The organism is Burkholderia sp. APQ4-4ca, from assembly GCF_057837105.1.
The window spans coordinates 73,878-91,945 of the sequence record NZ_JBYQCG010000235.1 but is presented as its reverse complement, the minus strand read 5'-3'; the positions used below and the strand labels follow the sequence as shown (position 1 = coordinate 91,945).

Sequence of the window (18,068 nt, the reverse complement as noted above, 5' to 3'; positions counted from 1 at the left end):
CACGGGCCCGCCGCAGCAGCGAGCGGCGCGGCCGCGCGCGTCACTCGATCGATGCGTACACCGCTTCGCCGAGCGTGAACGAATCGCTGCGCGCGATCGGCCACCACTTGTCGTACAGCGAGAAACCGCAGGTCTGGCCTTCGAGCAGCGCGCCGGGTTTCAGGTACTTCAGCAACTGCGACATCAGCCGCACCTCGTGCGGTGCCACGCGCTGCACGATGTGATGCGCGCGCAGCTCGGACGGATGCGCGAGGCCGGCCGCCTGCACGAGTTCCTGCAGCGCATGCAGCGTATTGCGGTGGAAGTTGTACACGCGCTCGGCCTTGTCGGGTACGACGAGCGCGCGCTGGCGCACCGGGTCCTGCGTCGCGACGCCGGTCGGGCAGCGGTCGGTGTGGCAGTGCTGCGCCTGGATGCAGCCGACCGCGAACATGAAGCCGCGCGCGGAGTTCACCCAGTCGGCGCCGATCGCGAGCGTGCGCGCGATGTCGAACGCGGTGATGATCTTGCCGCTCGCGCCGAGCTTCACGCGGTCGCGCACGCCGATCCCGACGAGCGTGTTGTGCACGAGCAGCAGCCCTTCCTGCAGCGGCACGCCGACGTGGTCGGTGAATTCGAGCGGCGCCGCCCCCGTGCCGCCCTCCGCGCCGTCGACGACGACGAAGTCGGGCACGATGCCCGTCTCGAGCATCGCTTTCGCGATCCCGAAGAATTCCCACGGATGGCCGATGCACAGCTTGAAGCCGGTCGGCTTGCCGCCGGACAGCGTGCGCAGCCGCTCGACGAATTCGAGCAAGCCGCGCGGCGTCGAGAATTCCGAGTGCGTCGCGGGCGAGATGCAGTCTTTGCCCATCGGCACGCCGCGCGTCTCGGCGATTTCAGGCGTGATCTTCGCGGCCGGCAGCACGCCGCCGTGGCCGGGCTTCGCGCCCTGCGACAGCTTCACCTCGATCATCTTGACCTGTGGATCGGCGGCCTGCTTCGCGAACTTGTCGGGGTTGAACGTGCCGTCGTCGTTGCGGCAGCCGAAGTAGCCGGACGCGATTTCCCAGATGATGTCGCCGCCGTTCTCGCGGTGGTACTTTGACAGCGAGCCTTCGCCGGTATCGTGCGCGAAGCCGCCTTTCTTCGCGCCGAGGTTCAGCGAGCGGATCGCGTTCGCGGATAGCGAGCCGAAGCTCATCGCCGAGATGTTGAAGATCGAAATGTCGTATGGTTGCGCGCGATTCGCGCCGACGCGGATGCGGAAATCGTGGTTCGGCAGCTTCGTCGGCGCGAGCGAGTGGCTGATCCATTCGTGCGCGACGGCCTTCACGTTCAGCTCGGTGCCGTACGGACGATTGTCGGCGACGTTCTTCGCGCGCTGGTAGACGAGGCTGCGCTGCGCGCGCGAGAACGGTTTTTCGTCGGTGTCGTCCTCGACGAAGTACTGGCGGATTTCAGGTCGGATGAATTCGAACAGGAAGCGGAAGTGGCCCCAGAGCGGGTAGTTCCGCAGGATCGCGTGGCGGTCCTGGTTCAGGTCGTACAGGCCGAGCGCGACGAGGGCGATGGGGATGGCGATCCACAGCCAGGAGAGGAGGTGGACCGACGCGAGCGCGGCCGCCGCGACGAGCAGCAGCACGGCGCACCACATCGCGAGGTAGCGTCTTGAAAGCATGGGGGACTCCGTAAGCATTCTTAGGTGCCGCCATGCGTACGCTGCGAAGGCGGCGCGCCGGCCGCGACGGAATCGTGTTCCGCCGGGCGCGGCGTGCCGCAAGTCTAAACCGAATGGATGTCAGCGTGCTTCGGCGAACGCCGGCGCGTGGCCCGCCGCCGCAGCCTGCCCGGGCTGGCCGGTGGCCGCGGATTCGATGATGCCGCCGCCGAGGCAGATTTCGCCGTCGTACAGCACGGCCGATTGGCCGGGCGTGACCGCCCACTGCGCGTCGTCGAACGCGAGCGAGAAGCGCGCTTCGCCTGCCGGGCCGGCGGCCGCGGCGCCTGTCGCGGCCCGACCGAACACGCACGCCGCATCGGCCTGCCGGTAGCGCGTCTTCGCGCCGCACGCGAAGCCGTCCGCCGGCGGCTCGCCCGCGACCCAGCTCACGTTGCCGGCGACGAGCTCGCGCGACAGCAGCCACGGATGGTCGTGGCCCTGCACGACGTACAGCGTGTTCGACGCGATGTCCTTCGCGGCGACGAACCACGGATCGCCGTTGCCGCTCTTGCTGCCGCCGAGGCCGATGCCCTTGCGCTGGCCGAACGTGTAGAACGCGAGGCCGATGTGCTCGCCGACCACCTTGCCGTCGGGCGTCTTCATCGGGCCGGGTTTGGTCGGGAGATAGCGGTTCAGGAAATCGCGGAACGGCCGTTCGCCGATGAAGCAGATGCCGGTCGAATCCTTCTTCTTCGCGTTCGGCAGCCCGATCTGCGCGGCGATCTCGCGCACCTTCGTCTTCGGGATCTCGCCGAGCGGGAACATCGTCTTCGACAGTTGCGCCTGGTTCAGCCGATGCAGGAAGTACGACTGGTCTTTCGTATGATCGAACGCCTTCAGCAGTTCGAAACGCCCGTCGCGCTCGCGCACGCGCGCATAGTGGCCGGTCGCGATCATTTCCGCGTCGAGCGACATCGCGTGGTCGAGGAACGCCTTGAACTTGATCTCGGCGTTGCACAGCACGTCGGGGTTCGGCGTGCGGCCGGCCGAGTATTCGCGCAGGAACTCGGCGAACACGCGGTCCTTGTATTCCGCCGCGAAGTTGACGGCTTCGACGTCGATGCCGATCAGATCGGCCACCGACACGACGTCGATCCAGTCCTGGCGCGTCGAGCAGTACTCGCCGTCGTCGTCGTCTTCCCAGTTCTTCATGAACAGGCCGACCACGTCGTAGCCCTGTTCCTTCAGCAGCCAAGCGGTCACCGACGAATCGACGCCGCCCGACATGCCCACCACGACACGACGCTTGCTCATTTGCCGACCGCCTGACGTTCGAATGCCTCGGGGCGCGGAGCGACCGAATGCGTGTGCACGAAATCGAGCGGCACGCGCCGCCCGGCGAGGTAATCGTCGACGCAGCGCATCACCGCGGGCGAACGATGGCGTTCGCTGCATGCGCGCAGTTCGTCGGCCGTCATCCACAGCGTCCGGACGATGCCGTCGTCGAGCACGTGGCCCGCGACCGGTTCGCCGGCCGTGCCGCAGAACGTGAAGCGCAGGTAGGTCGCGCCGGCGTTGCCGGGGCGGTCGTAGTGCGCGAGATAGACGCCGACGAGCGCGTCGGGCGTGAACGGGTGCGCGGTTTCCTCGAGCGTTTCGCGGATCACGGCGTCGGCGAGCGTCTCGCCGGCTTCGAGATGACCGGCCGGCTGGTTGATGCGCAGGCCCGTCGAGGTTTCTTCCTCGATCACGAGAAAGCGGCCGGCGCGCTCGACGAGCGCGGCGACCGTCACATGCGGGGTCCAGATTTCGGGTTTCATGGTTCGGCATTTTACCGGTTGCGCCCGAACGCTGCCGGCCGTTCCGCTAGACGAATCCGACCCTTGCAAGGCGGCCGTCCCCGCAGGGCGTGACGGGACGGGTCAAGCGCATGTCGCATTCGAGCACGGTCGTGCGCAAAGTGCTGGCGGGGCCATCGCTTTCGGTTAAAGTGCGTGAAAGCCGTTGCTCGTGAGCCGGTAAGTGAGCCTGTCCGGCTCGTTGTGCAGTAAAGATCGCAAGAAAAGAAATACTGACAATGACTGGAGGAACCGACGATGCATATTGGAGTGCCTGCTGAAACGCGGGCCAACGAGGCGCGCGTGGCCGCGACGCCGGAAACCGTGAAGAAGTACGCGGCGGCCGGCCATCGGGTCAGTATCGCGAAAGGGGCCGGCAGCGCCGCCAGCTATCCCGACGAAGCCTATGTGGCCGCCGGCGCCGAATTGACCGACCAGTCGGCCGCTTTTGGCGCCGACCTCGTGCTGAAGGTCCAGGCGCCCACCGACGCCGAACTGCCGTTGCTCAAGCGCGGCACGGTGCTGGTCGGGATGCTCGAGCCGTTCAACGGCGAGCAGGCGGCGCAACTCGCCGCGGCCGGCGTCACCGGTTTCGCGCTCGAGGCCGCGCCGCGCACCACGCGCGCGCAGAGTCTCGACGTGCTGTCGTCGCAGGCGAACATCGCCGGCTACAAGGCCGTGCTGGTGGCCGCGTCGCTGTATCCGCGCTTCATGCCGATGCTGATGACGGCCGCGGGCACCGTGAAGGCGGCGCGCGTGCTGATTCTCGGCGCGGGCGTCGCGGGCCTGCAGGCGATCGCGACCGCGAAGCGCCTCGGCGCGGTGATCGAGGCGTCCGACGTGCGGCCGGCCGTGAAGGAGCAGATCGAGTCGCTCGGCGCGAAATTCCTCGACGTCCCGTTCGAAACCGACGAAGAGCGCGAAGCCGCGCAGGGTGTCGGCGGCTATGCGCGCCCGATGCCGCCGTCGTGGCTGGGCCGCCAGGCCGCGCTCGTGCACGAACGCGCGAAGCAGGCCGACATCGTGATCACGACCGCGCTGATTCCCGGGCGCCCGGCGCCGACGCTGATCTCGGTCGAAACGGCGCAATCGATGAAGCCCGGCTCGGTGCTCGTCGATCTCGCGGCCGGCCGCGGCCCGGAAATCGACGGCCGCAAGGGCGGCAACTGCCCGCTGACCGTCGCCGACCAGGTGATCATGCACAACGGCGTGACGATCGCCGGCTACACGAACCTGGCGTCGATGGTCGCGTCGGACGCGTCGGCGCTGTATGCGCGCAACCTGCTCGACTTCATGAAGCTGATCGTCACGAAGGAAGGCACGCTGAACATCGACCTGACCGACGACATCGTCGCCGCGACGCTGCTGTGCCGCGACGGCGAAATGACGCGCAAATAACGGAGGAGACCATGGAAGTCATCAATCACACGGTGATCAACGTGATCATCTTCGTGCTGGCGGTGTACGTCGGCTACCACGTCGTCTGGAACGTCACGCCGGCGCTGCATACGCCGCTGATGGCCGTGACCAACGCGATCTCGGCGATCGTGATCGTCGGCGCGATGCTCGCGGCGGCGCTGACCGTCGGCGCGACCGGCAAGTTCTTCGGCACGCTCGCGGTCGCGCTCGCGGCCGTCAACGTGTTCGGCGGCTTTCTCGTGACGAGGCGAATGCTCGAAATGTTCCGCAAGAAGGAGCCCAAGCGTATCGAGGGCGGCAAGGAGGGCGCGCGATGAGCATGAACGTCGTCACGCTGTTGTACCTCGTCGCGTCGGTGTGCTTCATCCAGGCGCTGAAGGGGCTGTCGAACCCGAAGAGCGCGCGGCGCGGCAACCTGTTCGGGATGGTCGGGATGGCCATCGCGATCCTCACGACGATCGCGCTGATCGTCAAGCAGGCCGCGTGGCTCGGCGCGAACCTGCCGCTCGGCCTCGCGCTCGTGCTCGGCGCGCTGATCGTCGGCGGGGGCGTCGGGGCATTCGTCGCCGCCCGCGTCGAGATGACGAAGATGCCGGAACTCGTCGCGGCGATGCACTCGCTGATCGGTCTCGCGGCCGTGTGCATTGCGTATGCGGTCGTGTCGGAGCCGGAAGCGTTCGGCCTCGTGCCGCAGGATGCGGTGTCGTCGAGCTTCATCCCGTACGGCAACCGCGTCGAGCTGTTCATCGGCACGTTCGTCGGCGCGATCACGTTCTCCGGGTCGGTGATCGCGTTCGGCAAGCTGTCGGGCAAGTACAAGTTCCGGCTGTTCCAGGGCGCGCCGGTCGTGTACGCGGGCCAGCACCTGATCAACCTGATGCTCGCGATCGCGATGCTCGGCTTCGGCATCCTGTTCTTCATCACGCAGGCGTGGCTGCCGTTCATCATCATGACGGCGATCGCGTTCGTGCTCGGCGTGCTGATCATCATCCCGATCGGCGGCGCGGACATGCCGGTGGTCGTGTCGATGCTGAACTCGTACTCGGGGTGGGCCGCGGCCGGCATCGGCTTCTCGCTGAACAACGCGATGCTGATCATCGCCGGTTCGCTGGTCGGCTCGTCGGGCGCGATCCTGTCGTACATCATGTGCCACGCGATGAACCGCTCGTTCTTCAACGTGATCCTCGGCGGGTTCGGCGGCGAGGCGTCGGCCGGCGGCGCGGCGGGCGCGCAGGAGCAGCGGCCGGTGAAGTCGGGTTCGGCCGACGACGCGGCGTTTATGCTCGGCAACGCGGAATCGGTCGTGATCGTGCCGGGTTACGGGCTCGCCGTCGCCCGCGCGCAGCACGCGCTGAAGGAACTGACCGACAAGCTGGTCGAGAAGGGCATCGACGTGAAGTACGCGATCCACCCGGTCGCCGGGCGGATGCCGGGGCACATGAACGTGCTGCTCGCGGAAGCGGAGGTGCCGTACGAGATCGTGCACGAGATGGAGGACATCAACGGCGAATTCGGCCAGGTGGACGTGGTGCTCGTGCTCGGCGCGAACGACGTCGTGAACCCGGCCGCGAAGAACGATCCGAAATCGCCGATCGCGGGGATGCCGATCATCGAGGCGTACAAGGCGCGCACGGTGATCGTCAACAAGCGCTCGATGGCGGCCGGCTACGCGGGCCTCGACAACGACCTGTTCTACATGGACAAGACGATGATGGTGTTCGGCGATGCGAAGAAGGTGATCGAGGACATGGTGAAGGCCGTCGAGTAACGCACGCTCTGGCTACGCGGTGCCCGCTGCGATGCGCGGGCGCCGCGCGCCGGACAGGCCCGACCGGCGCAAGCCGGCCGGGCTTTTTTCATGGTGTGACGAGGCGTGCGACGCAGGCGGCGATCGTGTCGCGCACGCGTACGATCGCCGGGTCGCGCTGCGTGCTCGTGCGCCAGCCGATTTCGACCGGATAGCGGGGCAGGTCGACCGGGCACGCGAGCGCGCGCAGCGACGTCGCTTGCGCGATCGCATGCGCCGCATGCGCGGGGATCGTCGCGATCGCGTCGGAGCCGGCGAGCAGGTACGGCAGCGCGGCGAAATGCGTGGTCGACGCCGCGACGCGCCGCTTGTGGCCCAGCGCGGCCAGCGCTTCGTCGACGATCCCGATCACGCCGCCCGACGACACGAGCAGGTGGTCGCGCCGCAGGAATTCGGCGAGCGTCAGCGTGCGCGGCGCCCGCGCGCGGCCGGCCGGGTCGATCAGGCACGCGTAGCCGCCGGTGGCGACCGCGCGCCGGCTGAGCCCGTTCGCCGAGAACCCGCCCGACGCGATCGCGACGTCGACGCCGTGCCGCAGCAGCGCGTCCCCGGCGATGCCGCTGTGCGTTTGCCGGAAGATCAGCCGGATCCCGGCCGCTTCGCGCGCGACCGCCTCGATCAGCGCACGGCCGAGCGCGATCTCGAAATCGTCGGACAGCCCGATCGAGATCGTGCGGCCGACGCGGTCGCCGCCGTCGGCCGCGATCGCGAGGCTTTCGCGGCAGCGGTCGAGCGCGTCGGACAGGATCGGCTTCAGTTCGTCCGCGCGCGGCGTCGGCGCGAGCCCGCGGCCGGTGCGCACGAACAGCGGATCGGCATAGATCACGCGCAGCCGGCCAAGCGCCGCGCTGACCGCCGACTGCGTGAGATCGAGCCGCAGCGCCGCGCGGCTCGCGCCGCCTTCCTCGTACAGCGCCTCGAACACCTTCAGCAGGTTCAGGTCGAGCGCGGCAATATCATCCACATTCATGTCAGTTATCGTTGTATCGATTTGATCGATGAAATGATATCGACAAAGATGACGTCCCATTCACCGCATTCACCGGAGACGCCTTCATGTCCACTTCAGTCATCGCCGCGCTGCAGATCGGCGCATCGCCCGCCGGCACGCGCGCCACGCTCGACACGATCCTCGGCTACGAAACCGCGATCCGCGACAGCGGCGCGTCGCTGGTCGTGCTGCCCGAGGCCGTGCTCGGCGGCTATCCGAAAGGCGAGATCTTCGGCACGCGGCTCGGCTACCGGCTGCCCGAAGGCCGCGACGCGTATGCGCGCTACGCCGCGCAGGCGATCGACGTGCCGGGGCCGGAAACCGACGAGCTGGCCGCGCTGTCGCAGCGCACGGGCGCGAGCCTCGTGGTCGGCGTGATCGAGCGCGGCGGCAGCACGCTGTACTGCACCGCGCTGTTCTTCGATCCGCGCGACGGGCTCGTCGCGAAGCACCGCAAGCTGATGCCGACCGGCACCGAGCGGCTGATCTGGGGGCAGGGCGACGGCTCGACGCTGCCGGTGGTCGACACGGCCGCCGGCCGCGCGGGCGCCGCGATCTGCTGGGAGAACCACATGCCGCTGCTGCGCTGCGCGATGTACGCGAAAGGCGTGCAGATCTGGTGTGCGCCGACGGTCGACGAGCGTGACGTATGGCAGAGCTCGATGCGGCACATCGCGCACGAGGGGCGCTGCTTCGTCGTGAGCGCGTGCCAGGTGCAGCCGTCGCCGCGCGCGCTCGGCATCGACGTGCCGGGCTGGGACCCCGAGCGGCCGCTGATCCGCGGCGGCAGCGTGATCGTCGGGCCGCTCGGCGACCTGCTGACGGAGCCGCTGATCGGCGAGGCGGGGCTTGTGACCGCGCGGATCGACACCGACGCGCTCGTGAAGGCGCGCTACGATTTCGACGTCGTCGGCCACTACGCGCGTGCGGACGTGTTCTCGCTGCACGTCGACGAGCGGCCGAAGCGGCCGGTGGTGTTCGGCGGGTAACGCAAGCAGGGCGGCGCGCCCCATGGCGCCCGCGACATGAAGGGCGGCGGCGTACGCTTGCCGCCGCGCTGGGTCAGCGCATCGGCGCTTCCGCGATCCGCATGTAGTCGGCGATCCGCCGGCCTTCCATGTCCGGAAACTGCTCGTGCACGGTGATGTCGCCCATCCGGGCGATGTCGAAGGTGCGGAAATCGCCGCGCAGTTCGCACCACGCGCCGATCGTCCAGCGCCCGCCCCAGTAGACGAGCCCGAGCGGCCACACGCGGCGCTGCGAATGCGCGCCGAGCCGGTCGCGATAGTCGAAGCTGACGATGTGGCGCGTGTCGATCGCCTGGTGGATCGCGTCGACCTTCGCGCAAAACGTCTCGTCGATGTGGAACGACGGCGCGAACACGGGCAGGCGGTCGAGCGCCGTGCGCTTGTCGGCCGGCATCGCCGACGCGATCTTCGCGAGCGCCGAGCGCGCGCCGCTCGCGAAGCGCGCACCGCCCCAGGTCTCGAGCATGCGCGCGCCGGTGGCGAGCGCCGCCAGCTCCTCGGCCGTGAACGTGAGCGGCGGCAGGCTCGCGTTGCGGTTCAGCCGGTAGCCGATGCCGGCTTCGCCTTCGATCGGCACCCCTGACAGTTGCAGGTCGCGCACGTCGCGATAGACCGTGCGCGGCGACACCGACAGCCAGTCGGCCAGTTGCTGCGCGGTCGTGAGACGACGCCCGCGCAACAGCTCGGCGATCTGGAACAGGCGGTCGGCGCGGCGGGTCATGACGGCACCTCGATTCCTCTGGCGACGGGGACTTCGCGATGATAGCGCCGCGCCGGCCCGCCGGCCGCCGCGCTCAGTGGCATTTCGGCGCGTGCAGGCCGACGCGGTTGCCTTCCGTGTCGATCAGGTAGCCGACGTAGCCATAGTTGTTCGGCAGCTCGACGACGGCGCCCTGCACGACGCCGCCCGCGCGCTTCGCGCGTTCGAGCGCCGCGACGACCGATTCGCCGGCGTTCAGGTAGACGAGCACGCCGTTCGCGCTCGGCTTGATCTGCTGCGGATCGAACACGATGCTGCCGCCCGTGCTCGACGCGTCGCGATCGAACGTCGCCATCGGCACGCCGCCGATGACCGCGCGCTGCAACGTGGTTTGCAGCACGGTTTCGTAGAAGCGGATCGCGCGGTCGAAATCGAGGGACGGAATGTCGAACCACGCGATCGCGCGGTCCGGGGTGGCAGTGGCGGTTGCTGACGTCATGACGAGCTCCTTGTTACGTTGTTTGCGTTGTTATTCGGATTCGGTGCGGAAACCAGCCTGCATTGCGCCGGGATTGCAGTGTGAGCGCGGGCTGCTGACACCGTATTGTCAGTAGAGTTGTCATCTATCGGATCGAGCCGCAGGCCGGCGTCGGGGAGCTGACCGTCACGCAGGAGGGGCTCGTGCCCGGTTCGAAGAAGGAGGGCGGGAGGCGCGGCGGCTGGCCGGCCGTGCTGTCGAGCGTGAAGACGCGGATCGAGACGCGGCATGCGCTGCCATCACGGTGGCGCGGGTCGCAGTCGGAGCACCGACCGGCCGCGGAAAAGCACAGGGGCCGCGATGGCGGCCCCTGGAAGTCGTTGCTCGTGGAAGCGAACGGCTGGCTTACGCGTCGTCGCCTTCCGCTGCCGCCGGGCGTGCCTTCACGCTGCCGGCGATCAGGTCGAAGCGGAACAGCCGGCATTCGAGCGCGCCGTTGAACAGCGGCGTCTTGGCCGATTCGCGCAGGCGCAACTGGCCGGGCAGCGAACGGTCGGACGTCAGCAGGAACGCCTGCCAGCCGGTGAAGCGCTGCTTCAGCGCATCGCCGAGCGCGTTGAAGAACTCGCTGTCCGGCGCGTCGGTGTGCGTGCGGCGGAATGCGTCGTCGTTGCCGCGGTTGCGGCCGGTTTCGCGCACCTCGCCGCGCGCGCTGCGCCCGCGCACTTCGATCCGCTCGCCGTACGGCGGGTTCGCGAGGAGGATGCCCGGCCCGTCGCACGGCGGCGTCATCCCGCGTGCGTCGACCTGCTTGAGCCACACCGACGGCACGCCCGCGCGCTCGAGGTTCGCGCGCGCCTTCTCGAGCATGTCGCCGGAAATGTCGCTGCCGTACACGCCGAGCGCGTCGCCGCGCTTGGCCCGCGCCGCGCGCTTCGCGTCGAGCGCCGGCACCTTCAGCCCCTGCCACGCGGTGATGTCGTACTGCTTGAGCTTTTCGAAGCCGAACCGGCGTTCGACGCCGGGCGCCACGCCGAGCGCGATTTGCGCGGCTTCCGCGAGGAACGTGCCGCTGCCGCACATCGGGTCGTACAGCGCGGTGCCGGGCGTCCAGCCCGTCAGGCGCAGGATGCCGGCCGCGAGATTCTCGCGCAGCGGCGCCGCGCCCTTGTCGAGACGCCAGCCGCGCTTGAACAGCGGCTCGCCCGACGTGTCGAGGTACAGCGTGCACTCGTTGACGGTCAGGAACGCGAACACGCGCACGTCCGGCGCACCGGTGTCGATGCTCGGGCGCGAGCCGGTTTTCTCGCGCATCCGGTCGCAGATCGCATCCTTCACGCGCAGCGTCGTGAATTCGAGGCTTTTCAGCGGCGACTTGATCGCGGTGATGTCGATGCGCAGCGTCTGCGTCGACGCGAACCAGCGCTCCCACGGCTGCTCGAGCGCGAGCGCGTAGACGTCCTGTTCGTTGCGGTACGGGCCGTGCGCGATCTTCAGCAGGATCCGGCTCGCGATCCGCGAATGGAGGTTCGCGGCCATGCCGGCGGCCCAGCCGCCGCTGAAATGGACGCCGCCCGGCACCTGCGCGCCCGCGGTGAACGGCGCGCCGTTCAGGTGGCGGCCGGCGATTTCGGCCAGCTCGGCGGCAAGCGCCGCTTCGAGGCCGCGCGGGCAGGGAGCGAAGAATTCGAACAGGGTGGGCGAGGACATAAGGCGGGTGAGGACGTGCAAAAGTCCACTATTGTACGCGGCGCGGGCGACCGGGGCCGGCGTTTCGGCGCGGCGGCCCCGGCGCGGCCGCCGCTCGCGCGTGCGGGGCGTGCCGGGAGGGCGGGAGGACGGGAGGGCGGGAGGGCGGGGAAGGGCGGCCGGGCAGGCGCCGCCGCGCCGCCGCCGGTCAGTGCGTGCCCGGCTGGCCGGCGCGCGCGGCGGGGTTGGCCGCCGGCCAGAACAGCGCGAGCGGATTCGATAGCACCGTGCGGACGATCGCGGCGACGAGCGCGCGCACCTTGGTCGGGCGCAGGCTGCGCGAGCGCACGGCCATCGTGAACGCGAGCGCGAAGCTCACGAGCACGTTGAGGATCGCCATGCTGAGGACGCCCGCGCCGGCCCACCACAGCTCGGGCGTGCCGAGCGCACCCTTGCCCAGCACGCCGAGCGCGACCCCGATCGAGCCGGCCGACAGCGTCACGTGCCGCACCTCGAACGGGAACATGAACACGGTGACGATCGCCGGCACGAGGCCGAGCATCAGGCCGAGGCCGACGTTCGCGACCACGCCCGCGACGTTCGACCGGCAGAAGTGCGCGAGCTTCGCGGCGCCGGCCGCGCCGAGCGTCAGGCGCAGCCGCCGGTTGTAGGTGAGCGCGTCCCCGACCCGGTGCAGCACGAACCAGTTGTCGGCCCAGCCCGCGAGCAGGCTCGACGCCCACAGCAGCACGCCGGTGAGCGCCGCATAGAACGGCGTCGGGCCCAGCAGCGAGAACGAGTGCAGCGTCGCGTGCGCCTTCTCCGGCGAGATCAGGTTCGCATGCAGCACGTTGCTCGCGAACAGCTGCACGAGCAGGCACACGGGCAGCACGACGAGCACGTTGCCGGAAATCGCGGCCGCCTGCGTGCGGATCAGCGCGATCACCGATCCGACGAACGCCTTCACGCCTTCGTCGTGGCCGGTGTCGTCGAGCTCGCGCGCGAGCGTCGGCGCGGTCATCGCGGGCTGCTTGGTCGCGAGCGTGAAGTGCAGGAAGTGCATCAGCATGAAGCTGGCCGCGTAGTTGACGCCCGCGAACAGCCCTTCGAGCATCGACTGCAGGTGCGCACCCGTGATCGCGAACTTCACGCACACGGTCACGACGGTGACGAGGCCGCCGCCGGCGGCCATCCGCAGCATCTTCAGGTACTCGGCGCGGCCGCGCGAGATGTAGTGCTCGCCGGTGTCCGCGTTGGTCTCGACGAGCTTGCGTGCGAACAGCGAGAAGTTGCTGCGCACCAGGTGCGCGACGCTCTGGCTGCTCTGGTTCGCGTCGACGAGTTCGGCGGTCAGGTGCGCCATGCCGCGCAGGTCGTCGCGCGCCATCCACGCGTTGAGCAGCATTTCCGCGCGCAGGATGCGCATGCGCATCCGCTCGACCTGGAACACGATGTCCACCGACACGCCGTTGCGGTACAGGTGCGCGAACACGTCGTCGACGGCGATCCGGCATTCGTCGAGCAGCACGCGCAGGTAGTTCACCTCGTGCAGCAGCTTGCTCGGGTCGCCGCCGTCCTCGACGGCCGCATGCGCGGTCTCGATCGCGAGCATCGCGCGCGTGAGGCGGTAGAACGGCTGCGATTCGAGCGGCTGGCGTTCCAGCGGCTTGCGCGCGTCGTCGTCGGACAGCCGGCTGCGCACCGTCTGCGACAGGCCGGTCGAGCTGATCTGGCAGGTCAGGTTGTGCAGCGCGGCCAGCAGGTCGCGCGAGAACGAGCCGGGCTCGTGGCGCTCTTCGTCGGTGACGTCGAACGAGATCAGCTCGGCGACGCGCGCGAGCAGGTCGTCGGGCAGCGCGTCGATCCATTTCGCGTCCTCGGGCGTCGGGAACATCAGCGTGAACAGCGCCGACAGCTCGCGGCGGTTCGGCGCGGGCGGGATCAGCGACGAGTCGATCCGCTCGAACAGCGCGCCGAAGAAGCCCGAATGCACGGGCATGCCGGCGTCGCACAGCAGCGAGATGCCGTCGCACTCGCGCAGGATGCCGCGCAGAATGCGCGCGGCGTGTGCTTTCCACGCGGGGTTGCGATCGAGCACGTGGAACAGGTAGCGCAGCCGTGCATGGGCCGGATACGCGCGCGTGTCGGCGTCGCGCCCGGCCGGCGCGTCCTGCACGGTGCCGGTGCGGCGCAGCCAGTGCGCGAGCTCGATCAGCCATTCGCTGCGCTCGGCGTACGACGCGTCGGCGTCGGCGTTGGCGAGCAGCGCATCGAGCTGGTGACCGGCATTGCGCGACGCGCGCCACTTCTTGATCAGGGTCGTCAGGGAACGAAACATAAACGGAATAGCGAAAGCCCGGGACGGGCGGGTTCGGGATGCCGGCCGGGGAAGCGGCGCGGCGCCGGTGAGAACGGGTGAGACGGGGCCGGTGGCCGGACGATGCGCGGCGACCCGCGATGCGGCTGCCCCGCCGCGGTGCACGCGGTTCGCGTGCGGGCGCCGGGCGGCACGGCGGTCGGGCCGAACGCGGCCCGGCGCCGCTGGCTGATGCGCACGACGAACGGCGCGAGCCGGAAAGTGCGTAGGATCGTCAATCGGGCCGGAAAACGCAAGCCGACCGCGTGAGGTGGCGCGGGTTCCGGCGGCTTTGACAAAGAGTGCAAAGTGGCCGTCCGGCCGATGAGTAGGCCGCATGGCGCCGGTTGCGACGGCATGCGGCCGGCGTCCGGCGTTCGGCGAGTGCGACGGACCCGCCGAGCCGTTCGACACCGCACGGGCGAACGCCGTGTCGACCGTTCGCCCGCGCGTCGCCGCGTTCGCTTATGCGCCGGACTTGCCCGTCGCGCCGGTGTCGCCGCCTGCCGTCGGATTGGCCGGGCACGGCACGGCCGGCGCGACGGCCGTCTTGCCGCCGCCCGCGGACGCGGCCGCCGCACCGCGGCGGGCAGCCATCGCGCGCACGCCGGCCGCGGCCTGCGTGGCAATCACGTCGAGCGCACGGCGGTGGCCGGCGACGAGCGCGTCATAGCCGTCGGCGACCGGTTCCGCGACGCTCGTGCGGCAGGTCATCACGGCCTGCGTGGCGAGCGAGCGCACGCTCCAGACGGCGTCGATCGCCGCGCGCTTGCCCGGCCACGACTCGAAGCGCTGCACGTTCACGCTGATGCGGTACACGGGCACGCCGGCCGGATATGCGGAATTCGCGACGTCGATCGTGCCGAGCTGCGCGGCGAGATCGTCCGACAGCGCGCGGCGGATTTCGTCGGCGGGCGGCGCCGCCCAGCGTTCCTGCTCGAGCACGTCGACCTGCGCGGCGTTCTTCTGCACGACCAACTGGTTCTTCGCGACCTGCTCGGGCACGCCGACCGACGGCACCTCGATCAGGAACGCCGGGTTGGCCGGCGCGGTGTGCAGCGGCGCCGCGGCGTCGGCCGGGCTGAGCGTGTAGAACCGCGCGGGCGGCGAGCTGCACGCGGCGAGCGCCAGTGCGGCGAGCGCCGCCGCCGCGCCGCTCGCGAAACCGTTCACGCGTGTCGTCATTGTTTATCTCCTGGCTTGCCCTTGAGCAGCGATTCGGGGTGGCGCTCCAGATAGTCGGCGAGCGCGTTCAGCGATTGCAGCGTGCGCGTGAGCTCCTTCAGCGCGCCGCGCACGTCGGACTGCAGCGGCGAATCCTGCTGCAGCGTCGCTTCGGCGGTCGAGAAGGTCTGCTTCGCGGCCGACAGCGTGTCGCGCGCTTCCGGCGCGACCTGCGTGTCGAGCTGCTTGAACAGCTTGTCGGCGTTCGACAGCGCGCTGTTCAGGTTCGCGCCGATCTGGTCGAACGGCACCTTGTCGAGCTTCTTCGCGATGTCGGCGACCTGCAGCTGCAACTCGTCGAGCGTGTTCGGCACGGTCGGCAGCTCGAGCGGCTGGCGGGCCGTGTCGATCTTCGCGGCCGGCGCCTTCGGGAAGAAGTCCAGCGCGACGTACAGCTGGCTCGTCAGCAGGTTGCCGGTGCGCAACTGGCCGCGCAGCCCGTGCTGGACGAGCCGCTCGACGATCTCGCGCCGCGCCGGTTCGCCCTTGCTCTCGATCGTCTCGCGGAAGCGGCGGCCGAGGCGTTCCGGATAGACGTTCATCGTCACCGGCATCAGGAAGTTCTTCGTCTTCGGATCGAAGTCGATGCCGATGTTCGTCACTTCGCCGAGCACGATGCCGCGGAAGTCGACCGGCGCGCCGACGGCGAGCCCGCGCAGCGACTGGTTGAAGTTCATGACGACCTGCAGCGGCTGGCCGTCCGGGTCGCGCATCGCGTCGCCCTCGTCGGAGCCGAGGCGGAACGTCGTGTTGTTCGGCGCGGTCGCGCCGGTGCCCTGGTTCGGCGGCGTCTGGAACGCGATGCCGCCGAGGATCACGGTCGCGAGCGACTGCGTGTTCAGCTTCAGGCCGCTCGAATCGAGCCGCAGATCGACGCCGCTCGCCTGCCACCAGCGCGTGTTCATCCCGACGTACTGGTCGTACGGCGCATTGACGAACACGTTGAACGTCACGCCCGTGCCGTCCTTGTCGAGCGAGAAGCCGACCACCTGGCCGACCTGCACGCGGCGGTAGTAGACCGGCGAGCCGATGTCGACCGAGCCGAGCGAGTCGCCGCGCAGCACGTACTGCGTGCCTTTCTGGTCGCCCGTGACGGCGGGCGGCGTCTCGAGGCCGGTGAAGTCGGTCAGCGTGTCCTGGCCGTGGCCGGCGTCGACGCCGATGTACGCGCCGGACAGCAGCGTGCCGAGCCCCGACACGCCGGTCGCGCCGACGCGCGGCCGCACGATCCAGAAGCGCGAGCCCTTGACCGCGAAATCCTCGGCCTCCTTCTTGAGCTGCACCTGGACGAGCACGCGCGTCAGGTCCTTCGACAGCTTGATCGTCTTGACCGTGCCGATCTCGACGTCCTTGTACTTGACCTGGGTCTTGCCCGGCTCGAGCCCTTCGGCGCTATGGAAGCTGATCGTGATTTCCGGGCCGCGCTCGCGCACGGACTTGATCACGAGGCCGATGCCGATCAGCGCGGCGATCAGCGGCACGAGCCAGACGAGCGACGGCAGCCAGCCGCTTTTCGTCGAGATCGTCGGATCGGGCGGCCGGGGCGCGTCTTGCTGCGGGCCTTGTGGATTATTCATGGTGATTCCCTGAGGTTTCGACTGGATCCCAGATCAGGCGGGGATCGAACTGCATCGACGCGAGCATCGTCAGGATCACGACCGAGCCGAACGCGAGTGCGCCGGGGCCGGCCGTGATGACGGCGAGCGAACGGAAATGGACGAGCGCGACGGTCAGCGTCACGACGAAGATGTCGAGCATCGACCAGCGGCCGATGCGCTCGACGATCCGGTAGAGGCGCGTGCGCTGCAGCGGCCGCCACGTGGCGCGGCGCTGCGCGCTGGTGACGAGGAGCGTCAGCACGCCGAGCTTGAGCATCGGCACGAGGATGCTGGCGACGAACACGACGACGGCGAGCGGCCAGTCGCCGGACGTCCAGAAATAGATGACGCCGCTCATGATCGTGTCCTGCTGCGACCCGACGATCGACGACGTGCGCATGATCGGCAGCAGGTTCGCCGGAATGTAGAGGATCGCGGCCGCGAGCAGCAGCGCCCACGTGCGCATGATGCTGTTCGGCGTGCGCACGTGCAGCGCGCTGCCGCAGCGCGCGCAATGCGCGTGCGGCCGGTCGATCGTCTGCACGAGCCCGCACGCGTGGCAACTGGCGTAGCCCTCGCGGGCGGCGGTCGGCGTGGGGTTCGTCATCGGCGGGGCGCGTCCGGCAGCGGCGCGGCGGGGTCGGGCCGCGCGGGCGAGCGGCCGGCGCGCAGGTCGTCGGCGATGTCCCACACCGTGCGCGGGTCGAACATCAGCACGACGGCGGTCATCAGCGTGAGCGCGCCGAACGCGAACAGCGCCGCGTCGGGCACGACGCGCGCGAGGCTCACCATCTTCACGATCGTGACCACGATGCCGAGCATGAACACCTCGATCATCCCCCACGGCCGCACGAGCTGGATCGTGCGCAGCACGAAGTTGAGACCGGGCGGCACGACGCCGCGGCGGATCGGCAGCAGGACGTAAAGCAGCGCGGCCATCTCGACGAGCGGGAACAGCACGGTCGAGCAGAACACCATCACGCCGACGATCGCCATGTCCTGATGCCACAGCGCGTCGATCGCGCCGATCAGCGTCGTCTGCACGCGCGTGCCGTTCAGGTCCATCTCGAGGATCGGGAACGTCTGCGCGATGATGAACGTGACGAGCGCCGCGACCGCGAGTGCGGTGATGCGCTCGATCTGCGTGGTGCTGTTGCGATAGAGCAGCGCGTCGCAGCGCGGACAGCGCGCGATCTCGCGGCCGGCGAGGCGCGGTTTATGCAACAGTGCGTCGCATTCGTGGCAGGCAATCAGGTCGTATCGTTGCATGGAAAAGGCGGTGTCGCGACGGCTGGGGA

At 69.3% G+C, this 18,068-nt stretch carries 16 protein-coding genes; 4 read left to right on the top strand and 12 right to left on the bottom strand.

Annotation, left to right across the window (positions count from 1 at the left end; all coding sequences use genetic code 11):
- Positions 1 to 40: 40 nt before the first annotated feature.
- The 3 genes from AC3IFE_RS30230 to AC3IFE_RS30220 form a co-directional block, all read right to left on the bottom strand.
- The gene (locus AC3IFE_RS30230; RefSeq protein ID WP_301738010.1) at positions 41 to 1,660 is read right to left on the bottom strand and encodes an FMN-binding glutamate synthase family protein; all 1,620 of its coding nucleotides are present in this window, start codon (positions 1,658 to 1,660) and stop codon (positions 41 to 43) included.
- A 120-nt stretch (positions 1,661 to 1,780) separates the two neighbouring features.
- Positions 1,781 to 2,956: a tRNA 2-thiouridine(34) synthase MnmA gene (gene mnmA / locus AC3IFE_RS30225; protein WP_301738011.1), complete on the bottom strand. Its 1,176-nt coding sequence runs from the start codon at positions 2,954 to 2,956 to the stop codon at positions 1,781 to 1,783.
- On the bottom strand, positions 2,953 to 3,462 hold the full coding sequence (locus AC3IFE_RS30220; protein WP_089466696.1) for an NUDIX hydrolase: 510 nt from the start codon (positions 3,460 to 3,462) through the stop codon (positions 2,953 to 2,955). Before AC3IFE_RS30220 ends, mnmA begins: the two co-directional genes overlap by 4 nt.
- A 276-nt stretch (positions 3,463 to 3,738) precedes the next feature.
- Here AC3IFE_RS30220 and AC3IFE_RS30215 point away from each other — a divergent pair, with 276 nt between their 5' ends.
- Genes AC3IFE_RS30215 through AC3IFE_RS30205 form a run of 3 tightly spaced genes read left to right on the top strand, consistent with a single transcriptional unit; the run spans position 3,739 to position 6,667 of the window.
- Positions 3,739 to 4,878, top strand: a complete 1,140-nt coding sequence (locus tag AC3IFE_RS30215) for a Re/Si-specific NAD(P)(+) transhydrogenase subunit alpha (protein WP_489193882.1) — start codon at positions 3,739 to 3,741, stop codon at positions 4,876 to 4,878.
- Between the two features lie 11 nt (positions 4,879 to 4,889).
- Entirely contained in the window at positions 4,890 to 5,216 is a 327-nt protein-coding gene (locus tag AC3IFE_RS30210; protein WP_012327914.1) for an NAD(P) transhydrogenase subunit alpha part 2, read from the top strand.
- Positions 5,213 to 6,667: an NAD(P)(+) transhydrogenase (Re/Si-specific) subunit beta gene (locus AC3IFE_RS30205; protein ID WP_301738014.1), complete on the top strand. Its 1,455-nt coding sequence runs from the start codon at positions 5,213 to 5,215 to the stop codon at positions 6,665 to 6,667. Before AC3IFE_RS30210 ends, AC3IFE_RS30205 begins: the two co-directional genes overlap by 4 nt.
- A gap of 88 nt (positions 6,668 to 6,755) precedes the next feature.
- Here the strand turns inward: AC3IFE_RS30205 and AC3IFE_RS30200 are convergent, their stop codons facing one another.
- The gene (locus tag AC3IFE_RS30200) at positions 6,756 to 7,676 is read right to left on the bottom strand and encodes a LysR family transcriptional regulator (protein WP_301738015.1); all 921 of its coding nucleotides are present in this window, start codon (positions 7,674 to 7,676) and stop codon (positions 6,756 to 6,758) included.
- Positions 7,677 to 7,762: 86 nt separating this feature from the next.
- Between AC3IFE_RS30200 and AC3IFE_RS30195 the strand changes: the two genes are divergently transcribed.
- A complete protein-coding gene (locus tag AC3IFE_RS30195) occupies positions 7,763 to 8,686 on the top strand; it encodes a carbon-nitrogen hydrolase family protein (RefSeq protein ID WP_301738016.1) in 924 nt (307 codons plus the stop codon).
- Positions 8,687 to 8,759: 73 nt separating this feature from the next.
- Here AC3IFE_RS30195 and AC3IFE_RS30190 read toward each other — a convergent pair whose 3' ends face one another.
- From AC3IFE_RS30190 to AC3IFE_RS30155, 8 genes are all read right to left on the bottom strand, one after another.
- Positions 8,760 to 9,446 (bottom strand): helix-turn-helix transcriptional regulator, encoded by a 687-nt coding sequence (locus AC3IFE_RS30190; RefSeq protein WP_011544611.1) that lies wholly within the window; start codon positions 9,444 to 9,446, stop codon positions 8,760 to 8,762.
- Positions 9,447 to 9,519: 73 nt separating this feature from the next.
- Complete coding sequence (locus tag AC3IFE_RS30185) at positions 9,520 to 9,924, bottom strand: VOC family protein (RefSeq protein WP_089466700.1); 405 nt, start codon at positions 9,922 to 9,924, stop codon at positions 9,520 to 9,522.
- Positions 9,925 to 10,308: 384 nt separating this feature from the next.
- On the bottom strand, positions 10,309 to 11,613 hold the full coding sequence (locus AC3IFE_RS30180) for a THUMP domain-containing class I SAM-dependent RNA methyltransferase (protein ID WP_089466702.1): 1,305 nt from the start codon (positions 11,611 to 11,613) through the stop codon (positions 10,309 to 10,311).
- Between the two features lie 187 nt (positions 11,614 to 11,800).
- Positions 11,801 to 13,930, bottom strand: a complete 2,130-nt coding sequence (locus tag AC3IFE_RS30175) for a site-specific recombinase (RefSeq protein ID WP_489193878.1) — start codon at positions 13,928 to 13,930, stop codon at positions 11,801 to 11,803.
- Between the two features lie 483 nt (positions 13,931 to 14,413).
- The gene (locus tag AC3IFE_RS30170) at positions 14,414 to 15,133 is read right to left on the bottom strand and encodes a PqiC family protein (protein WP_089466704.1); all 720 of its coding nucleotides are present in this window, start codon (positions 15,131 to 15,133) and stop codon (positions 14,414 to 14,416) included.
- A complete protein-coding gene (locus AC3IFE_RS30165; protein ID WP_489193877.1) occupies positions 15,130 to 16,749 on the bottom strand; it encodes a PqiB family protein in 1,620 nt (539 codons plus the stop codon). Before AC3IFE_RS30165 ends, AC3IFE_RS30170 begins: the two co-directional genes overlap by 4 nt.
- Complete coding sequence (locus tag AC3IFE_RS30160; protein ID WP_489193875.1) at positions 16,742 to 17,377, bottom strand: paraquat-inducible protein A; 636 nt, start codon at positions 17,375 to 17,377, stop codon at positions 16,742 to 16,744. Before AC3IFE_RS30160 ends, AC3IFE_RS30165 begins: the two co-directional genes overlap by 8 nt.
- Positions 17,374 to 18,039: a paraquat-inducible protein A gene (locus AC3IFE_RS30155; RefSeq protein WP_089466707.1), complete on the bottom strand. Its 666-nt coding sequence runs from the start codon at positions 18,037 to 18,039 to the stop codon at positions 17,374 to 17,376. Before AC3IFE_RS30155 ends, AC3IFE_RS30160 begins: the two co-directional genes overlap by 4 nt.
- Positions 18,040 to 18,068: the final 29 nt, after the last annotated feature.